Annotated in this window: 19 protein-coding genes and 1 pseudogene; 18 read left to right on the forward strand and 2 right to left on the reverse strand. The window is 62.3% G+C overall.

The window, feature by feature from the left end; genetic code table 11:
- The first annotated feature begins 125 nt into the window (after nucleotides 1–125).
- Nucleotides 126–2,912 carry a DNA gyrase subunit A gene (gyrA, locus tag LCM4576_RS00590; RefSeq protein WP_071029698.1) on the forward strand — a complete coding sequence of 929 codons (2,787 nt, stop codon included), beginning with the start codon at nucleotides 126–128 and terminating at the stop codon, nucleotides 2,910–2,912.
- A 50-nt stretch (nucleotides 2,913–2,962) separates the two neighbouring features.
- Here the strand turns inward: gyrA and LCM4576_RS35545 are convergent, their stop codons facing one another.
- Nucleotides 2,963–3,115 (reverse strand): hypothetical protein, encoded by a 153-nt coding sequence (locus LCM4576_RS35545; protein WP_095765297.1) that lies wholly within the window; start codon nucleotides 3,113–3,115, stop codon nucleotides 2,963–2,965.
- Nucleotides 3,116–3,323: 208 nt separating this feature from the next.
- Between LCM4576_RS35545 and coaD the strand changes: the two genes are divergently transcribed.
- The 8 genes from coaD to LCM4576_RS00630 all read left to right on the forward strand — a co-directional run bounded on the left by coaD (nucleotide 3,324) and on the right by LCM4576_RS00630 (nucleotide 9,481).
- Nucleotides 3,324–3,824 carry a pantetheine-phosphate adenylyltransferase gene (gene coaD / locus LCM4576_RS00595; protein ID WP_071029700.1) on the forward strand — a complete coding sequence of 167 codons (501 nt, stop codon included), beginning with the start codon at nucleotides 3,324–3,326 and terminating at the stop codon, nucleotides 3,822–3,824.
- Nucleotides 3,825–3,842: 18 nt separating this feature from the next.
- Complete coding sequence (locus LCM4576_RS00600; RefSeq protein WP_071029702.1) at nucleotides 3,843–4,448, forward strand: peptidylprolyl isomerase; 606 nt, start codon at nucleotides 3,843–3,845, stop codon at nucleotides 4,446–4,448.
- 30 nt (nucleotides 4,449–4,478) lie between these two features.
- Nucleotides 4,479–4,991, forward strand: a complete 513-nt coding sequence (locus tag LCM4576_RS00605) for a peptidylprolyl isomerase (RefSeq protein ID WP_071029704.1) — start codon at nucleotides 4,479–4,481, stop codon at nucleotides 4,989–4,991.
- 10 nt (nucleotides 4,992–5,001) lie between these two features.
- Nucleotides 5,002–5,451 (forward strand): DMT family transporter, encoded by a 450-nt coding sequence (locus tag LCM4576_RS00610; RefSeq protein WP_071029706.1) that lies wholly within the window; start codon nucleotides 5,002–5,004, stop codon nucleotides 5,449–5,451.
- The gene (gene queA, locus LCM4576_RS00615) at nucleotides 5,451–6,539 is read left to right on the forward strand and encodes a tRNA preQ1(34) S-adenosylmethionine ribosyltransferase-isomerase QueA (protein ID WP_071029708.1); all 1,089 of its coding nucleotides are present in this window, start codon (nucleotides 5,451–5,453) and stop codon (nucleotides 6,537–6,539) included. The genes LCM4576_RS00610 and queA overlap by 1 nt, the downstream gene beginning before the upstream one ends.
- Entirely contained in the window at nucleotides 6,529–6,798 is a 270-nt protein-coding gene (locus tag LCM4576_RS00620) for a hypothetical protein (RefSeq protein WP_071029710.1), read from the forward strand. Before queA ends, LCM4576_RS00620 begins: the two co-directional genes overlap by 11 nt.
- Nucleotides 6,791–7,921 carry a tRNA guanosine(34) transglycosylase Tgt gene (gene tgt, locus LCM4576_RS00625; RefSeq protein WP_071029713.1) on the forward strand — a complete coding sequence of 377 codons (1,131 nt, stop codon included), beginning with the start codon at nucleotides 6,791–6,793 and terminating at the stop codon, nucleotides 7,919–7,921. Before LCM4576_RS00620 ends, tgt begins: the two co-directional genes overlap by 8 nt.
- A gap of 93 nt (nucleotides 7,922–8,014) precedes the next feature.
- Complete coding sequence (locus tag LCM4576_RS00630; protein ID WP_131803199.1) at nucleotides 8,015–9,481, forward strand: hypothetical protein; 1,467 nt, start codon at nucleotides 8,015–8,017, stop codon at nucleotides 9,479–9,481.
- Nucleotides 9,482–9,530: 49 nt separating this feature from the next.
- Here LCM4576_RS00630 and LCM4576_RS00635 read toward each other — a convergent pair whose 3' ends face one another.
- On the reverse strand, nucleotides 9,531–9,950 hold the full coding sequence (locus LCM4576_RS00635) for a DUF4864 domain-containing protein (RefSeq protein ID WP_041000623.1): 420 nt from the start codon (nucleotides 9,948–9,950) through the stop codon (nucleotides 9,531–9,533).
- Nucleotides 9,951–10,270: 320 nt separating this feature from the next.
- On the opposite strand from LCM4576_RS00635, the gene LCM4576_RS00640 reads away from it, so the two are divergent.
- From LCM4576_RS00640 to glpD, 9 genes and pseudogenes are all read left to right on the forward strand, one after another.
- The gene (locus tag LCM4576_RS00640; protein ID WP_027166286.1) at nucleotides 10,271–10,507 is read left to right on the forward strand and encodes an Lrp/AsnC family transcriptional regulator; all 237 of its coding nucleotides are present in this window, start codon (nucleotides 10,271–10,273) and stop codon (nucleotides 10,505–10,507) included.
- Between the two features lie 170 nt (nucleotides 10,508–10,677).
- The gene (locus tag LCM4576_RS00645; RefSeq protein ID WP_071029717.1) at nucleotides 10,678–12,090 is read left to right on the forward strand and encodes a circularly permuted type 2 ATP-grasp protein; all 1,413 of its coding nucleotides are present in this window, start codon (nucleotides 10,678–10,680) and stop codon (nucleotides 12,088–12,090) included.
- A gap of 111 nt (nucleotides 12,091–12,201) precedes the next feature.
- Nucleotides 12,202–12,521, forward strand: a pseudogene (locus LCM4576_RS00650) (four helix bundle protein).
- Nucleotides 12,522–12,584: 63 nt separating this feature from the next.
- A complete protein-coding gene (locus LCM4576_RS00655) occupies nucleotides 12,585–13,526 on the forward strand; it encodes an alpha-E domain-containing protein (protein ID WP_040987177.1) in 942 nt (313 codons plus the stop codon).
- A 21-nt stretch (nucleotides 13,527–13,547) separates the two neighbouring features.
- A complete protein-coding gene (locus LCM4576_RS00660) occupies nucleotides 13,548–14,342 on the forward strand; it encodes a transglutaminase family protein (protein ID WP_071029719.1) in 795 nt (264 codons plus the stop codon).
- Nucleotides 14,343–14,476: 134 nt separating this feature from the next.
- On the forward strand, nucleotides 14,477–15,208 hold the full coding sequence (locus LCM4576_RS00665) for a peptidase (protein WP_071029721.1): 732 nt from the start codon (nucleotides 14,477–14,479) through the stop codon (nucleotides 15,206–15,208).
- A 93-nt stretch (nucleotides 15,209–15,301) separates the two neighbouring features.
- On the forward strand, nucleotides 15,302–16,714 hold the full coding sequence (locus LCM4576_RS00670; protein ID WP_071029722.1) for an aspartate aminotransferase family protein: 1,413 nt from the start codon (nucleotides 15,302–15,304) through the stop codon (nucleotides 16,712–16,714).
- Nucleotides 16,715–16,839: 125 nt separating this feature from the next.
- Nucleotides 16,840–17,607 carry a DeoR/GlpR family DNA-binding transcription regulator gene (locus LCM4576_RS00675; protein WP_071029724.1) on the forward strand — a complete coding sequence of 256 codons (768 nt, stop codon included), beginning with the start codon at nucleotides 16,840–16,842 and terminating at the stop codon, nucleotides 17,605–17,607.
- Between the two features lie 126 nt (nucleotides 17,608–17,733).
- The gene (glpD, locus tag LCM4576_RS00680; RefSeq protein ID WP_071029726.1) at nucleotides 17,734–19,260 is read left to right on the forward strand and encodes a glycerol-3-phosphate dehydrogenase; all 1,527 of its coding nucleotides are present in this window, start codon (nucleotides 17,734–17,736) and stop codon (nucleotides 19,258–19,260) included.
- The last annotated feature ends 35 nt before the right edge of the window (nucleotides 19,261–19,295 follow it).

Raw genomic sequence — 19,295 nt, forward strand, 5'->3', positions numbered from 1 at the left:
CAATCAGCGGTATCCATTTGAAATTACCATCGAAATTGTCTCTGGAAAAGTCTGGCCGACATTGGAGTTTCGGCGAGGCTTCCTATATAAGCATGCAGTGATTCCCGACTGGATTGTGACCTGATTTGACCGACCAGAAGACACCGCGCGGGCCGGACGGCGGCCCCACCGGCATCGAGCCGATTTCGATCATCGAGGAGATGCAGCGCTCCTATCTCGATTACGCCATGAGCGTGATCGTCAGCCGTGCGCTGCCCGACGTGCGCGACGGCCTGAAGCCGGTGCACCGGCGCATTCTCTACGCCATGCAGGAAGGCGGTTACCACTGGAACCGCAAGCATGTGAAATCGTCGCGCATCGTCGGCGACGTGATGGGTAAATACCATCCGCATGGCGACGCCTCGATCTACGACGCGCTGGTGCGCATGGCGCAGGACTGGTCGCTGCGCGTGCCGCTGATYGACGGACAGGGCAATTTCGGCTCCATCGACGCCGATCCRCCCGCGGCCATGCGCTACACCGAGTCGCGGCTCACCAAGGTCGCGCACGAGCTTCTGGAGGATATCGACAAGGAAACGGTCGATTTCCAGGACAATTATGACGGCGCCGAACAAGAGCCCAAGGTACTGCCGGCGCGCTTCCCGAACCTTCTGGTCAATGGTTCGGGTGGTATCGCCGTCGGCATGGCCACCAACATTCCGCCGCACAACCTCGCCGAAGTGTGCAACGGAGCGATGGCGATCATCGACAATCCGGCGATCGACCTGCCGGCGCTGATGGAGATCGTGCCGGGCCCGGATTTCCCGACCGGTGGTATCGTGTTAGGGCGCTCCGGCATCTACAGCGCCTATTCCACCGGCCGTGGCTCGATCGTCATGCGCGGCCGCGTCGAGATCGAAAGGCGCGGCAACGACCGCGAATCCATCGTCGTCACCGAGATCCCCTATCAGGTGAACAAGGCGGYGATGATCGAGAAGATGGCCGAGCTGGTGCGCGAGAAGCGCATCGACGGCATCTCCGACATCCGCGACGAGAGCGACCGCCAGGGCTACAGGGTCGTCATCGAACTTAAGCGCGAGGCCGTCGCCGACGTCATCCTCAACCAGCTCTACCGCTTCACGCCGCTGCAGACCTCGTTCGGCGCCAATATGGTGGCGCTCAACGGCGGYAAGCCGGAAGTGATGACGCTGATCGACATGCTGAAAGCCTTCGTCGGTTTCCGCGAGGAGGTGATCAGCCGCCGCACGAAATACCTGTTGCGCAAGGCGCGCGAGCGGGCGCACGTCCTTGTCGGCTTGGCGATTGCCGTCGCCAACATCGACGAGGTGATCAAGCTCATCCGCACCGCGCCCGATCCGCAGACGGCGCGCGAGCAGTTGATGGAACGGCGCTGGCCGTCGCACGACGTCGCGCCGCTGATCAAGCTGATCGACGATCCGCGTCACCGCATCAACGAGGACGGCACCTACAACCTCTCCGAGGAACAGGCGCGCGCCATCCTCGACCTGCGCCTGCAGCGCCTGACCGCGCTGGGCCGCGACGAGATCGCCGACGAGTTGAACAAGATCGGCGCCGAGATCGTTGATTTCCTTGATATTTTGTCGTCGCGCGCACGCATACAGCAGATCGTCAAGGACGAGCTCATCGCGGTCCGCGACGAATTCGGCACCCCGCGCCGCACCGAGCTCTCCGAGGGCGGTGCGGACATGGAAGACGAGGACCTGATCCAGCGCGAGGAMATGGTCGTCACCGTCAGCCATTCCGGCTACATCAAGCGCGTGCCGCTGTCGCTCTACCGGGCGCAGCGCCGCGGCGGCAAGGGCCGCTCCGGCATGTCGACCAAGGAAGAGGATTTCGTCACAAGGCTGTTCGTGGCCAACACGCACACGCCGGTGCTGTTCTTCTCCTCGCGCGGCATCGTCTACAAGGAAAAGGTCTGGCGGCTGCCGATCGGCAACCCGCAATCGCGCGGCAAGGCGCTGATCAACATGCTGCCGCTCGAGCAGGGCGAGCGCATCACCACGATCATGCCGCTGCCGGAGGACGAGACCAGCTGGGGCGAGCTCGACGTGATGTTCGCGACCACGCGCGRCACCGTGCGCCGCAACAAGCTCAGCGACTTCATCCAGGTCAACCGCAATGGCAAGATCGCCATGAAGCTGGAGGAAGAGGGCGACGAGATCCTCGGCGTCGAGACCTGCACCGACAATGACGACGTGCTCCTGACGGCGAATTCCGGCCAGTRCATCCGTTTCCCGGTCTCCGACGTGCGCGTCTTCCAGAGCCGCAATTCCGTCGGCGTGCGCGGCATAAGCATGGCCGAGACCGACCGCATCATCTCGATGTCGATCATCGAGCATGTCGATGCGTCACCCGCCGAGCGCGCCGCCTATCTGAAGCGCGCGGCGGCCGAGCGCCGACTTGCCGCCGGCGGAGCCGGCGAGGAAGAGGAGATTGCGCTCACCAATGAGGAGGTCGGCGAGGAAGCCGAGCTTTCCGACGAGCGTTACGAGTTCCTCAAGGCGCATGAGCAACTCGTGCTGACGGTGACCGAATATGGCTATGGCAAGCGCTCGTCGTCCTACGATTTCCGCATGATCGGTCGCGGGGGCAAGGGCATTCGCGCCACCGACGTTTCCAAGACGGCCGAGATCGGCCGCCTTGTCGCGACCTTCCCGGTCGGCGATGACGATCAGATCATGCTGGTTTCGGACGGCGGCACGGTCATCCGGGTGCCGGTCAACGGCATACGCTTCGCCAGYCGCGCCACCAAGGGCGTGACGATCTTCAACACGGCCGAAGGCGAGAAGGTTGTGTCGGTCGAGCGGATTTCGGAGCCGCAGTCTGACGAGGAGGCGGAAGATGTGTCTTCGAGCGAGACTGGCGCGGACGATACGGGCGAGGGCGAATAAGTCTCGGCTTAGGCTTCACCGGCCCTCCGGGCCGGTGCGGTGATGGTGGGTCAATGGCGACGGTAGACGTTGCGATGAGCGAAACCATCGAGCCGCTTGGTGTTGGCCTTGACGCGCACCCGCGCTGCTTCCTGGTGCAACCCGAATGCAGTCGCGATCAGCATCACGATGGTCATTGCGGTGGCAAGCATGTAGATCAGCATTTGCGTGTTCTCCTGGGCTTACAACGATGACATGGGGATTTGGTTTCATCCCTTGAAGCGGCAACCTAGTGAACGCTGCGTGAAACGTTCGTGATCGTCACGTTCATCTGTCGTTCATGGCGCCGAAAAGGTTCAAACGCGGATTTTTTGCGCAGTTCCGCACGGAAAACCGCTCACACTTTTCCTGGAATTGCTCTAGAAGCCTGCCATGACCGAACGCACCGCCCTTTACGCCGGCTCCTTCGACCCGCTGACCAACGGCCATCTCGACGTGCTGAAAGCCTCGCTGGCTGTGGYCGACACCGTCTATGCAGCGATCGGCATCCATCCGGGCAAGAAACCTTTGTTTTCCTTCGAGGAACGCGTGGAGCTGATCGAGGCCGCGACCAAGGCCGAGTTCGGCAAGGACAGCGGCCGCATCAAGGTCGTTTCCTTCGATGGGCTGGTCATCGACGCGGCCCGCAAGCATGGCGCTTCGATCATGATCAGGGGCCTGCGCGACGGCACCGACCTCGACTACGAAATGCAGATGGCCGGYATGAACGAGACGATGGCGCCGGAATTGCAGACGGTTTTTCTCCCCGCCAGCCCCTCGGTGCGCACCATTACCGCCACACTCGTGCGCCAGATTGCCTCGATGGGCGGCGATATCCGCCCATTCGTGYCAGCGGCCGTCGCCGGCGCGCTCAACGCCAAGTTCACCAGATAGGCTTTCCCGGAGATCCTCATGCAGCTGAAGAAGCTCGCTTCGTTCCTTGTCGTGCTTGCCGGCCTTTTCGCGGCATCCCTTTTCTCGGCATCCGGGCCGGCCTTCGCCGCCGACAAGGAAAACACCATGATCATCACGCTCAAGGACGGCGACGTGACCATTGCGTTGCGCCCCGATCTGGCGCCCAACCATGTCGCGCAGATCAAGAAGCTGGTGCGCGATGGCGCCTATGACAATGTCGCCTTCCACCGCGTCATCGACGGCTTCATGGCGCAGACCGGCGACGTCAAGTTCGGCAACATGAAGAAGGGGTTCGATCCGCAAGCCGTCGGCACCGGCGGTTCTGATCTTCCCGACCTGCCGGCCGAGTTCWCGCAGAGCGAGCAGTTCACGCGCGGYGTGGTCGGCATGGCCCGCTCGCAGGACCCGAACTCGGCGAACTCGCAATTCTTCATCATGTTCGCGCCGGCGCCGAACCTCGACGGCCAGTACACCATCGTCGRCAAGGTGGAGAGCGGCATGGAGCTCGTCGACAAGATCAAGAAAGGCGACGAGGCCGACAACGGCACGGTCACCGATCCCGACCGCATGATCAAGGTTCGCATCGCCGCCGACGGCAAATAACTCCCTCAATTTTCAAAAGGATTTTCTGACATGGCTGAGATCAAGGATCGCGAGAACGCGCTCATCATGGAGACGACCAAGGGCCAGGTCGTCATCGAGATGTATCCCGAGCTGGCGCCTGGGCACGTCGCCCGCATCAAGGAGCTGGCGCGTGAAGGCGCTTATGACGGCGTGGTGTTCCACCGCGTCATCGACGGCTTCATGGCGCAGACCGGCGACGTCAAGTTCGGCAACTCCTCGAAGCCGACCTATGCGCCGTCGCGCGCGGGCATGGGCGGCTCCGATAAGCCGGACCTCAAGGCCGAGTTCTCCAACGCCAATCACGGCCGCGGCGCCTGCTCGATGGCCAGGGCCCAGAACCCGAACTCGGCGAWCTCGCAATTCTTCATCTGCTTCGACGACGCCGCCTTCCTCAACCGCCAGTACACGGTGTGGGGCCAGGTCATCGAAGGCATGGAGAATGTCGACAAGATCAAGCGCGGCGAGCCGGTGCAGGACCCCGACAAGATCGTGTCGCTGAAGGTCGCGGCCGACGTCAAGTAAGGGCGGTACGATGATGGGCGCTGTCTGGTCCCTGCTCGGAATCCTGTCCGGCGCCTTCATCGCCATCCAGGCGCCGATCAATTCGCAATTGGCAAAGGGCCTCGRCCTTCCAGTGGCCGCCGCCGCGTTCTCCTTCCTGTCCGGAGCCATCGTGCTCGGCATCATCGCGGTCTCGGTGGTGAAGCTGCAGGGCATCTCGCTCGACTGGAAAGCGCCGGCGCCCTGGCTGTTCATTGCCGGYGGCATGCTCGGCGGCTTTTATGTGACGCTGTCGACGATCCTGACGCCGCGCATCGGCGCTGCCGCGCTGATGGCCTTCCTGGTCGCCGGTCAGCTGATCGCCGGCATGCTGATCGACCGCGCCGGTTTCCTGGGCGTGGCGGTGCGCGAAATCTCGCTTGGCCGTGTCGCCGGCGCCGTGCTCTTGCTTGCCGGGGCRCTGCTCATCCGGCTCTACTGATGCGAGTCGACCTGTTCGACTTCGACCTGCCGGAGGAGCGCATCGCGCTTCGCCCGGCAGAGCCGCGCCACAGCGCCAGGCTGCTGATCGTCAAGCCGGGCGAACCATTGCAGGACCGCATCGTCTCCGATCTGCCGTCACTGCTTCGCCAAGGCGACGTGCTGGTGTTCAATGACACCAAGGTCATTCCGGCGCAGCTCAAAGGCATGCGCAAGCGCGGCGAGGCGGTGGCGCAGGTCGAGGCGACGCTGCATATGCGCGTGGCGCCAGACCGCTGGCAGGCCTTCATGCGGCCGGGAAAACGCATCGCCGCCGGCGACCGCATCCATTTCGGCCATGACCAGAATTCCTGCTTCCTCGGCCAGCTCGACGCGACGGTGCTCGAAAAGGGCGAGGCGGGCGAGGCGCTGCTCGGCTTCGATCTTTCCGGGCCATTCCTCGACGAGGCGCTGCATGCGGTCGGCCATATTCCGCTGCCCCCTTACATCGCCTCGAAGCGCGACGATGACGAGCGCGATCGCGCCGATTACCAGACCATCTACGCCAGGGAAGAGGGCGCCGTCGCAGCCCCCACCGCGGGCCTGCATTTCACGCCGGAGCTGTTTGCCGCGCTCGACGCCAGGGGCATCGAGCGCCGCTTCGTCACGTTGCATGTCGGCGCCGGAACCTTCCTGCCGGTGAAGGCCGACGACACGGCCGATCACAAGATGCATGCAGAGACCGGCTCGGTTAGCGCGGAGACGGCGGCGGCGCTCAACGCGGCCAGGGCGCGGGGAGGGCGGATCATCTGCGTCGGCACGACATCGCTGCGGCTTTTGGAAAGTGCCGCGCGCGACGACGGCAGGATCGAGCCTTGGTCCGGACCCACCGACATCTTCATCACGCCCGGCTACCGGTTTCGCACGGCCGACATGCTGATGACCAATTTCCATCTGCCGCGCTCGACGCTGTTCATGCTGGTCTCGGCCTTCAGCGGGCTTGAGACAATGCGCTCGGCCTATGCGCATGCCATCGAGAACCGCTACAGGTTCTATTCCTATGGCGACGCCAGCCTGCTTTACCGGGCGGAGACGAGCGATGGACGATGACCTCGAGAAAATGGACCGCGATGGRCTGATCGCGGAAGTGAAGAAGCTGCGCGCCGGCATTCGCGCGCATCGCGATACGAGCGGGCACGATCTGTGCTGGCATCATCCCGATCTCTGGGACCTTTTGCCGGAAAGGACCGAGCCGTCGATCGCGGTGCCGCCCTGGCCGAGATTCATGCGCGGCTGCATTCGCTACCGGCAATCGCTCGACGAGCAGGCGCCCGAGGCGCCGGTGCACGACAAGGAATTCAATGGCTGAGACTTTTTCCTTCAAGGTGCTTGCTACCGACGGCAAGGCACGGCGCGGTCTCGTCTCGATGCCGCGCGGCGAGATCCGCACACCGGCCTTCATGCCGGTTGGCACCGGCGGCACCGTCAAGGCCATGTATATGGACCAGGTGCGCGGCGTCGGCGYCGACATCATCCTCGGCAACACCTACCATCTGATGCTGCGGCCCGGCGCCGAGCGCGTGGCCAGGCTCGGCGGCCTGCACGAGTTCGCCCGCTGGCCATATCCGATCCTGACCGACAGCGGCGGCTTCCAGGTCATGTCGCTGTCGACGCTCAGGAAATTGACCGAACAGGGCGTCACCTTCCGCTCGCATATCGACGGCGCGCCTTACGAGATGTCGCCCGAGCGGTCGATCGAGATCCAGGGACTGCTCGATTCCGACATCCAGATGCAGCTCGACGAATGCACCGCGCTTCCGGCCAAGCCCAAGGAGATCGAGCGCGCCATGGAATTGTCGCTGCGTTGGGCCGAGCGGTGCAAGGCGGCGTTCGGCGACCAGCCGGGCAAGGCGATGTTCGGCATCGTCCAGGGCGGCGACAGCGCGGCGATGCGCCTGCGCTCGGCGCAGGCGTTGAAGGCGATGGACCTGAAAGGCTATGCCGTCGGCGGGCTGGCGGTCGGCGAGCCGCAGTCGGTGATGCTGGAGATGCTCGACATCACCTGCCCGGAGCTGCCGGCCGACAGGCCGCGCTACCTGATGGGCGTCGGCACACCGGACGATATATTGAAATCGGTGGCGCGCGGCATCGACATGTTCGACTGCGTGATGCCGACGCGCGCCGGCCGCCATGGCCTTGCCTATACGCGCCGCGGCAAGGTCAATCTCAGGAACGCCCGCCATGCCGACGATCCGCGACCGCTGGACGAAGAAAGCGACTGCCCGGCGGCGCGTGATTACTCGCGCGCCTATCTGCACCACCTGGTGCGCTCGCAGGAAGCGCTCGGCGCCATGCTGCTGACCTGGAACAACCTGTCCTATTATCAGAAGCTGATGCAGGACATCCGCGCGGCTATAGAGGCGGGGGCCTTCGAAGAGCGCGCCGCGGGGATCACCGAAGGCTGGGCGAGGGGCGATATTCCGGTCCGCTGAGCGACTGCAGGCCCTCCCGAGCATTTGCGAACTATTTTGAAACGACTGTGACTATACAGATTGCCGGGATGATATCAGGCAAAGGCGGAGACCTTGCTCATCTCGGGACAAGCGGCGTCAGGCGAGGCCAAGCGTGCAGGCGGCTCTTCTGAGTCTGTTATTGTCGTCCAACAATGGACAGGAACGGTATTACTAGCGGTCGCGGTCATCGGGGTGGCCGGCCTCGTCCTGCGGGTGCTCGGCGCGCGTGGCGATCTCTGGATGGACGAGATCTGGAGCCTGGTTCTGCTTGAGCCGCTCACCTCGATCGACCAGATATTCTGGCGCATAAATCACGACAACAATCATTTCCTCAATTCGATCTACCTCTATCTGATCGGCCCGGATGCTTCACCATTGCTTCAGCGCGGGCTGTCGATAGCGCTTGGTGTCGGCRCTGTCGTTGCCRCAGGGACTGCTGCTCGCGGCCGCTGGGCCGCTGTCGCCACAAGCCTGCTGTTCGCCGTCARCTATCCGATGGTTCACTACGGCTCGGAAGCGAGAGGCTATGCCGGCCTGGTGTTGTTCACGCTTCTTGCYGTCGTGCTCCTGGAACGCAGGCTCGACAAACGGGGTTCGGGCATCGCGTTCGGGGTGATCGTCCTCCTCGGCTTTCTGTCTCATCTCATCATGGTGGAAACCGTGGCTGTCCTGGCAGCCTGGACCGCCTGGCTCATCTGGCGACGCACCGGCAGCTTCGATCGGGTCAATGTCGAGCTCGGYCAGATTTTCGCGCCCGCCTTCCTGGCCGTCCTGCCRCTCGCCGCCTGCATGCTTGTTGGCAGGCTGCTGTTTGGCTTCAGGATCGGCGGCGCCTTGCCATTCTCGCTTCAGGCGTTCGCGCAGGGCTATGGCGGAATGATCCGCTATCTGTTCGGCGTGCCGGATTGGATCGGGGACTGGGTCTGCATTGCCGCCGCATGCGGCCTCGTTTGCGTCTGCGCCGCCATATGGCGCGACCGACGGGCCAGCCTCTATCTGATCGGGATCGTGGGGCTGCCCATCGTCATGGCAATGGCACGACTGCCCAATGCCGAATTTCAGCGTTATTTCCTCGTTCCGGCAACATTGATGTTGCTGTGGGCGGGCGAGTTGCTTGGGCGTGGTTTCGCGGCTGGGGGCAAGTATCGAGTGTTGGCGGCGGCCGCAGTGGTGGCAATCCTTGCCGGCACGACGACGCTACTGCTGCCATTCTACGAATATGGACGGGGATCCTACGCCACGATGGTCGACAAAATGACGCGTGACGGCGCGGCTGACTACGCCACCAACCAGGAATTCCGGACCGTCATGATCGTCGACTATTTCGCCAAACGCCTGGGGCGCCAGGCATCGTTTGTCGCGAAGGACAAAATATGTGACGAACGTCCGCCCTGGCTGATCCTCGAAGGCGCCATCGACCGGCAACCGCAACATGTCGACGCCGTGCCGGATTGCATGTCGGCCTATGAGCGTGTCGATGCCTCGACGAGTTGGGGTCTTTCAGGCCTGGGCTGGACCCTGTATCAGCGCCGGGATTGAGCGCGGGCCCAGTCAAAATTCCAGACATCGCGCGCTTTTCCTCGATTGCTCAGGTACTGACCGAAGTCGAGGCGCGCAGGCTGCAGCCGGTGATCTTGAAACTGCCGTCGGGCTGCTGCTGCAACGTATAGACGGCTTCATAGTCCTTTCCGTCGGGTCCGACGATCAACACCTGCTGGACGATTGAACCGGGGGCGGTCTGCTCGACCCTGCCGAAGGAATAAGACTGGGGTTTGCGCACCGGCGCGTAGCCGTTCGTCACCATGTTCATGAAGGTGTCGACGGTCGGGAAGATCTGCTTCACATTCGGCGCGGCGAAACTGTAGGCGGTGGCGCCGTCATTGGCGATAAAGGCCTTCAACTGGCTGTCGATGACGGTCTGCGCGGCCTTGATCTCGGCGTCGCCGGCGAAGGCCATGGACGCAAGAAATATCGGAACGAGGGTGAGTGCGAACAAAGCGCGGCGCATGGCGTGCCTCCGGGAATTCGCGTTGCGAGGAACATCCTAACATACGCTGCGCGGGGTGCCGCGGTTTCACGATATTCGGAAGATTTCTTGCCGGCGCCGATGTCCACGATTGCGCAATTGCGGCAAGCGGTCGCCAGGACGCGAGCCGCCTGATGCTTGAAAGCCGGGCGGCAGTCTGCCACAAGGGCCGCTTATTCGTTGGAATGGATCCGCTCCTGGGAATCGCCGACCCGTTCCAACTGTTTGTTTTGACGCAATTCCGGACGGAAAACCGCCAGGCACTTTTCCTGGAATTGCTCCGAGGCTGGCAGGACCGGGCAATGAAGGCATTTTTCGTGCAGATTAAATGCGATCTGGGCAAGGCCTATGAGGTCGCCAGCGCGCTCGCCGACGCCGAGATCGCCTCCGAGATCTACTCGACCGCCGGCAATTACGACCTGCTCGCCAAATTCTATGTCGACGACGAGGAAGACGTTGGCCATTTCGTCAACGAGCGGGTGCAGATTCTCCCCGGCATCAAGGACACCTTCACCATCGTGACCTTCCGGGCGTTCTGACGGGCCTTGACGATGCCCTGTCGGAAAGCAGGAGCTGACCCGGCCTTGYGGTCCGTGCCTTGATTTTAGGCAATTTGCATAGAGTGGYCGTCACGGCTTCCTAAATCACCGATTGCGCTTGATTTTCTCCGGCGGGGCCAGTGAAATGGCCTTCAGAGGGGAGTACGCGATTGGCAGCGTTCGACGAAATGCTTCCGGAAGTCTCCGGATTGAGAAGACCTTATGAGGCTTACGATCGCTGGCTGAAGGAGCAGGACCCGGCCAGGCTCACCCAGAAAATGCAGGACGCCGAGCGCGTCTTCCGCAAGACCGGCATCACCTTCGCCGTCTATGGCGAGCAGGAAGCTTCCGAACGGCTGATCCMTTTCGACATCGTCCCGCGTATCCTCTCCGGCCAGGAATGGCGGCGGCTGACGCAAGGCATCGAACAGCGCGTGCAGGCGCTGAACGCTTTCCTCGACGACATCTACCACCGCCAGGAGATCCTGCGCGCCGGGCGGGTGCCAAAGGATCTGATCGCCCGGAACGAGGCCTTCCTGCCCGAGATGATCGGCGTCAGGCCGCCGGCCGGCGTCTATACGCACATCATCGGCGTCGACATCGTGCGCATTTCGGAGAACGAGTTCTATGTGCTGGAGGACAATGCCCGCACGCCGTCCGGCGTCTCCTACATGCTGGAGAACCGCGAAACGATGATGCAGCTCTTTCCGGAGCTGTTCCAGAAGATCAAGGTGCGGCCGGTCGAGAACTACCCGCAGCTGCTGCGCCAGTCGCTCGCCGCCGTGCRGCCGCAAAGCGCTAAAGGCACGCCGACCATCGCGGTGCTGACGCCGGGTTCCTACAACTCAGCCTATTTCGAGCATGCCTTCCTCGCCGACCAGATGGGCGTGCAACTCGTCGAAGGGCAGGATCTGCGCGTCGTCGACGGCCATGTCGCGATGCGCACGACCGAAGGCTACAAGCAGATCGACGTGCTCTACCGGCGCGTCGATGACGCCTTCCTCGATCCGCTGACGTTCCGGCCGGACTCCGCGCTCGGCGTGCCGGGCATCATGGATGTCTATCGCGCCGGCAACATCACCATCGCCAATGCGCCCGGCACCGGCATCGCCGACGACAAGGCGATCTATTCCTATATGCCCGAGATCGTCGAGTTCTACACCGGCCGTAAGGCGATCCTGGGCAACATCCCGACCTGGCGCTGCTCGGAGCCGGACAGCCTCAAATATGTGCTGGAGCACATAAGCGAACTGGTGATCAAGGAGGTGCACGGCTCCGGCGGCTATGGYATGCTGGTCGGTCCGGCGGCGACCAAGAAGGAATGCGAGGCGTTCGCCAAGAAGCTGCAGGCGAAGCCCTCGAACTACATCGCCCAGCCGACGCTGGCGCTGTCGACCTGCCCGATCCTGACCGAAAAGGGCCTGTCGCCCCGCCATGTCGACCTTCGGCCTTACGTGCTGGTCTCCGATCGCATCCAGATCGTGCCGGGCGGCCTGACGCGTGTCGCTCTTAAGGAAGRCTCGCTCGTGGTCAACTCTTCGCAAGGCGGAGGGACGAAAGATACATGGGTGTTGGATGATTGAAAGAGCGAATAGCGAATAGGGAATAGGGAATAGGGAATAGGGAATAGGGAAAAAGGGGGGAATACGACGGCAATCAATTCCTACAGAGATCTGATCGTTTGGAAGGTGGCCTTGAGGTTGGCGGTGAATTGCTACTCGGCCACGAAAGCTTTTCCAAACAGCGAAGCGTACGGGATGACCTCTCAGATACGACGCTCGCAGCTTCCATCGCCGCGAACGTTGCCGAAGGTCATGGACGAGAAAGTACAGGAGTCTTTATTCAATTTCTTCGTACGGCGCAGGGCTCGCTGAAAGAATTGGAAACACATCTCATCCTGTGTGGGGAGGTAGGATTGATGGTCGAAGCGGAGGTCGCCAACTTGCTTGGCCAAACTGATGAGATCGGGAAAATGCTGCGTTCGATGATCAGGAGCCTGCAACAAAAGTCATGAAGTCCTTTTTCCCCTACTCGCTACTCGCTATTCGCTATTCGCTCGACACTGGAGCAAGCTGAAATGCTTCTCGGCCGCACCGCCAACGGTCTCTACTGGATGAACCGCTATATCGAGCGGGCCGAAAACATGGCGCGCCTTGTCGATGCCGGCCTGCGCATGGCGCTGACGCGCACCCAGGACGCATCCGAAGAGTGGAACTCGGTGCTGCTCAGCGCCGGCTCGGACATCGCCTTCAGCCAGAAATACCAGGACTACACCGCCGCAAACGTCTCCGACTTCCTGCTGCGCGATACCTCGAACCCGTCGAGCACGATGTCGTCGATCGAGACGGCGCGCAACAATGCCCGCATGGTGCGCACGGCACTGACGCGCGAGACGTGGGAAAGCATCAACGAAGCGTGGATGTCGCTGAAGCGCATGCTGGCGAGGCCGATCGACGAGCGCGACCTGCCGACGGTGCTCGACGCCATCAAGCGCGAGACGGCGCTGATCCGCGGTTCCTTCTACGGCACGATGCTGCGCAACGAGATCTTCGATTTCTCGCAGCTCGGCACCTATGTCGAGCGCGCCGACAACACCGCGCGCATCCTCGACGTGAAATATTATGTGCTCCTACCTTCGCTGTCCTGGGTCGGCTCGACGCTGGACAACTATCAGTGGGAATCCATCCTGCGCTCGGTGTCGGCGCACCGCTCCTATCGCTGGGTTTATGAAGCCGACTATAAGCCAACCAATATCGCCGACTATCTGATCCTCAATGTGCGCATGCCGCGCTCGCTGACCTTCTGCTACCGCTTCCTCGGCGAGCATTTGAAATTCCTTGCCGACGATTATGGCGAGCGCCATGCCTGCCATGCCACGGCCGAGAAGATCCAGGCGCTGCTCAAGAGAGGGTCGATCAAGGACATATTCGATCACGGCTTGCACGAGTTCCTGGCCGAGTTCATTCGCGACAACACCAGGCTGGGCGACGAGATCGCCCAGGACTATCGGTTCTATTGAGCACAGCCGAGGGCGAGCGCTATGCGGCTCAAGATCACCCATCGCACCGAGTACCGCTACGATCAGCCGGTGCAGTATCTGCTGCAGCGGCTGCGCCTGCTGCCTTCCAGCGGGCGCACGCAGACCGTCGGCTCCTGGGCGATCAGGGTGGAAGGCGCGCGCGAGGAGGTGCGCTTCACCGACCATTTCGGCAACGACACCCGGCTGGTGAGCGCCGAGAGCGGCCAAAACTCGATCACCGTCGAGGCCACGGGCGACGTGACCACGCATGACACGGCAGGCGTGACGGGCCCGCATCAGGGCTTTGCGCCGCTCTGGCTGTTCGCACAACAGACGCCGCTCACCACTGCCGGCGAGGGCATACGCGCATTGGCCGGCGCGGTCGGGCAGGGGACGGAGATCGAGCGGCTGCACACGCTGATGGGCGCGATCCGCGAACGCGTCGCCTACAGGCCGGGCACGACCAGCGTCGTGACACCGGCCGAAGAGGCGCTGGCGCTGAAATCCGGAGTCTGCCAGGACCACAGCCATATCTTCATCGCCGCGGCCGGCACGCTTGGTTTTCCCGCCCGCTATGTCAGTGGCTACCTGATGATGGACGCGGACGTGGAGCAGGCCRCCAGCCATGCCTGGGCCGAGGCCTATGTCGTTGGGCTMGGATGGGTTGCCTTCGACCCGGCGAACGGTATCTCACCCGACGAGCGCTATGTGCGGGTGGCGACGGGGCGCGACTATCGTGACGCCTCGCCGGTATCGGGGATACTCTTGGGGCAGGCGCAAGAGAAGCTTGCCGTCACCGTCACGGTAGAGCAGTAATCTGCGCTGGAATCGCTGGAGCGGTTCAGCGTTTGATAGAATCGCCGAACCGCTCTATCTCTTTGTTTTCACGCAATTCCGGGCAGAAAACTGCTACACGCTTTTCGTGGAATTGCTTTGGCAGAAGAGCGACCATGACCTATTGCGTCGGCCTCAAGATCGATCGCGGGCTCGTGTTCATGTCGGACACGCGCACCAATGCCGGCATGGATTCGATCTCGACCTTCAAGAAGATGCATGTGTGGGAAGAGCCCGGCGAGYGCGTCATCGTGCTGATGTCTGYGGGCAACCTTGCCACCACGCAGGCGGTGGTCAGCCTGCTYGACGAACGCAACAAGGCCGTCAGCGATCGTCATCCGAAGCTGCTCGGAACCCCGTCCATGTACCAGACGGTGCGGCTGGTCGGCGATACGGTCAAGGAAGTGATCGAGCATGCCTCGCCGAACGGCGACAAGGCGGATTCCTACTTCAATGCCTCCTTCATTCTCGGCGGCCAGATCAAGGGCAGCCCGCCGCGGCTGTTCATGATCTACCCGGAAGGCAATTTCATCGAGTCKACCGATGACACGCCGTTCTTCCAGATCGGCGAGACGAAATACGGCAAGCCGATCATCATCCGGGCCTATGACCGGACAATGAGCCTGGCCGAAACGGTGAAGCTGCTTCTGRTGTCGTTCGACTCGACGCTGAAATCCAACCTTTCTGTCGGGCTGCCTCTCGATCTGCTGTTCCTGGAGCAGGATGCGCTCAGAGTGGGCCTGAACCGGCGGATCGGCCAGGACGATCCTTACTACCGCACCATTTCGGACGGCTGGTCCAACGCGCTGAAAATCGCTTTTTCAAATCTGCCGGATTTTCCGGGGTAGGGGTTCCAGTCCCGCCGTTGCTTCATCATATTTAACCTGTTAATCAAATCCGGCTCAATCGGCCGTGCCTTCGACGGCTGCTGGGAGGAAAATATGGACAACGAGGAATTCCGCGACTGGTCGAGGCGGGCGGCCGATTGGGGCGTCGATTACCGCGCCGGCCTGCGCGACCGCCCGGTCCGGCCGGCAATCGCGCCGGGCGAGATTTTCAGAAGCATCGAGGCCTCGCCACCCGAATCGCCGGAGTCGATGGAAAAGATCTTCGCGGATTTCGAAGAAAAGATCGTGCCGGGCATGACGCATTGGCAGCATCCGCGCTTCTTCGCCTATTTTCCGGCCAATGCGGCGCCGGTTTCGGTCGTGGCGGAATATCTGGTCTCAGCGATGGCCGCACAATGCATGCTGTGGCAGACCTCGCCGGCGGCGACAGAACTCGAGACGCGCATCGTCGACTGGATGCGCCAGGCGCTCGGCCTGCCCGAAGGCTTTTCCGGCGTCATCCAGGATTCGGCCTCGTCGGCGACGCTTGCGGCGGTTTTGACCATGCGCGAGCGGGCGCTCGATTGGCAGGGCAACAAAAAGGGTCTGGCCGGGCAAAGCAAGCTGCGCGTCTATTCCTCCGACCAGGTCCACACCTCGATCGATCGCGCCATCTGGGTCTCCGGCATCGGCGAGGATAACCTCGTTCGCATCCCGGTCTCAGGACGTTTTCGTGCCATGGATACGGCTGCGCTGGAGGCCGCGATCGTCGCCGATCGCGAAGCGGGACTGCTGCCTGCGGGCATCATCGCCTGCGTCGGCGGCACCAGCACCGGCGGGACCGATGACATCGCGGCGGTGGCCGCGGTCGCGAAGCGGCACAGGCTCTATCTGCATGTCGACGCCGCCTGGGCCGGGTCGGCGATGATCTGCCCGGAATACAGGCATTTCTGGGCAGGCGTCGAAGGCGCCGATTCCATTGTCTTCAATCCGCACAAATGGCTCGGCGCGCAGTTCGATTGCTCGATCCAGTTCGTGCGCCAGCCGGAAGACCTGGTGCGCACGCTGGCGATCAAGCCGGATTATCTGAAGACCCGCGGCCATGACGGCATCATCAACTATTCGGAATGGTCGGTGCCGCTCGGGCGCCGCTTCCRCGCGCTCAAACTCTGGTTCCTGCTGCGGRCCCATGGCCTCGAAGGCTTGCGCACCATGATCCGCAACCACGTCGCCTGGAGCGAAGGACTGGCCACGCGGCTTGCCAAGGAAGCCGATTTCGCGCTCGTCAGCGAACCGATGCTTTCGCTGTTCTCGTTCCGGCACCAGGYGCCTTCGGGTGCCGATCCGGACGAGCACAATCTGCGGCTGGTCGACGCCATCAACAACGATGGCCGCATCTACCTGACGCAAACGCGGGTCGACGGGCGCGTGGCGATCCGCTTTCAGGCGGGACAGTTCGAATCGACGGCGGCCGATGTCGACGCTGCGTTCGACGTCATAGTCGAGATTGCGCGGCGCTTATCCTGAGCCGGCAGACGCATTCGGCGCCGGTTTACCTTTTGCAATCAGGTGATTTTCGTTAGCCGGCTTATGCCTTTTCTTCGCTTTCGTTTTCCGATATAAACCAGAAAAACGAAAATGGAGGACGCCGGATGTTTCTTTCGCCACGCCATGCCGAAATCATCCAGATGGCGAAGGACCATGGCCGGGTTCTGGTCGAGGATCTGGCGACGCATTTCAATGTGACTCCGCAGACCATCCGCAAGGACCTCAACGATCTGTGCGACCAGCGCCTGCTAACCCGCATTCATGGCGGCGCACTGTTCCCGTCCGGCATCGAGAACATGGAATATGAGGCGCGCCGTAAGATCGCCGCCGACGAGAAGGAGGCGATCGGCAGCGCGGCGGCGCGGCTAATCCCAGACAATGCCTCGCTGTTCATCAACATCGGCACCACCACCGAGGCTGTCAGCAAGGCGCTGCTCGACCATAGCGGRCTAATGGTCATCACCAATAACATCAATGTTGCCAATAGGATGCGCATATATCCCACGATCGAGGTGGTGATCGCGGGCGGTGTGGTGCGCGGCTCCGACGGCGGCGTTGTCGGCGAAGCGGCCGTCGATTTCATCCGCCAKTTCAAAGTCGATTACGCGGTCATCGGTGCCTCGGCGATCGATCATGACGGCGCGCTGCTCGATTTCGATTTTCGGGAAGTGAAGGTGGCGCAGGCCATCATCGCCAACGCGCGTCATGTCATCCTGGTCTCCGACCGAACCAAATTCGAGCGCACGGCGCCAGTCCGGATCGGCCACCTTTCGCAGGTGAATACCTTCATCACCGATCGTTGCGACATCCCCTCGATTCGCCGGATTTGCGAGGAGACCGAAGTCCGATTGATCGAGACGGCGCTCGAATAGCGGCGCATCAAGGCTGTTTCACGCAGCTGTGATATTTCGTTTGACATTCGGTTTGAGTTCGAAATAATTCCGACACGGTTTCGTAAAACACAAAAATGGTGCAATGCGAAATCGTTGGAGGACTCCTTGGACGCAATTCCGATCCATGACATTTTCGTCATCGGCGGCGGCATCAATGGCTGCGGTATCGCCCGCGACGCCGTTGGCCGCGGATTTTCAGTTTACCTCGCGGAAATGAACGATCTGGCGAGCGGGACGTCCTCCGGCTCGACCAAGCTCATCCATGGCGGACTGCGCTATCTCGAATTCTACGAGTTCCGGCTGGTGCGCGAAGCGCTGATGGAACGCGAAGTGCTGTGGAAGAACGCGCCGCACATCATCTGGCCGATGCGCTTCGTGCTGCCTTACGCCAAGGGCCTGAGGCCCGCCTGGCTGATCCGGCTCGGGCTGTTCCTTTACGATCATATCGGCGGGCGCAAACTCTTGCCGGCGACGAAGACGCTGGATATGGCGAGCGATCCGGCCGGCAAGCCGCTGAAGCCGTTGTTCCGCAAGGCGTTCGAATATTCGGACGGCTGGGTCAATGACGCGCGCCTGGTGGCGCTGAATGCGCGTGACGCCGCCGACCGGGGCGCCGTCATTCGCACCCGCACCAAGGTCGTCAGCGCGCGACGCGACGGTTCGACCTGGACCATCAAGGTGCAGAACGTGCTGACCGGTGAGACCGAGGAAGTGCGCGCGCGGCTTCTCGTCAACGCCGCCGGACCCTGGGTCGATCACGTGCTTTCGGCCGCCGTCGGCCAGAACGAGGTCCACAATGTCCGTCTCGTGCAAGGCAGCCACATCGTCGTCGCCAAGAAGTTCGACGATCCGCGCGCCTATTTCTTCCAGAACAAGGATGGCCGCATCATCTTCGCCATTCCCTACGAGGAAGAATTCACGCTGATCGGCACCACCGACCGCGACTATCCTGGCGATCCGCATGACGTGAAGATCTCCGATGCCGAGATCGACTATCTGTGCGCCGCGGCGAGCGAGTATTTTGCACAGCCCGTCAAGCGCTCCGACATCGTCTGGACCTATTCCGCCGTGCGCCCGCTCTACGATGACGGCGCGTCGAAGGCCCAGGAAGCGACGCGCGACTATGTGCTCAAGGCCGATGGCGGGGAGGGCGTTGCTCCGCTCGTCAACGCCTTCGGCGGCAAGATCACGACGTTCCGCCGGCTGGCGGAATCGATGCTGGAGAAGATCGAAGGGTTTCTCGGCAAGCGCGGCAAGCCGTGGACGCATGATGCGCCGCTGCCCGGCGGCGATTTCCCCGCGACCGGTTTCGATGCCCAGGTCGCCAGCCTGAAGAGCGCCTATCCGTTTCTCGACCAGCGGCTGGCGCGCCGGTTGACCCGGCTTTACGGCACGCGCGCGCAAAAGCTGCTCGGGCTCGCCAAGTCGAATGCCGATCTCGGCCGCAATTTCGGCGCTGACCTTTTCGAGGCCGAGGTGCGCTACCTGGTCGACAACGAATGGGCGGTCACCGCCGAGGACGTGCTGTGGCGCCGCACCAAGCGTGGCCTGCATTTCAGCCGCGAGCAGGCGGCGGCACTGGAAGAATTCATGCGCGGACTGAGCAACCGTCACGTCGCGGCAGCCGAATGAGGATCGACCGCTGATGCGCAAGGTCTGGGAGGAGG

It is taken from the genome of Mesorhizobium sp. LCM 4576, assembly GCF_001854815.1.
GTDB lineage: Bacteria > Pseudomonadota > Alphaproteobacteria > Rhizobiales > Rhizobiaceae > Mesorhizobium > Mesorhizobium plurifarium.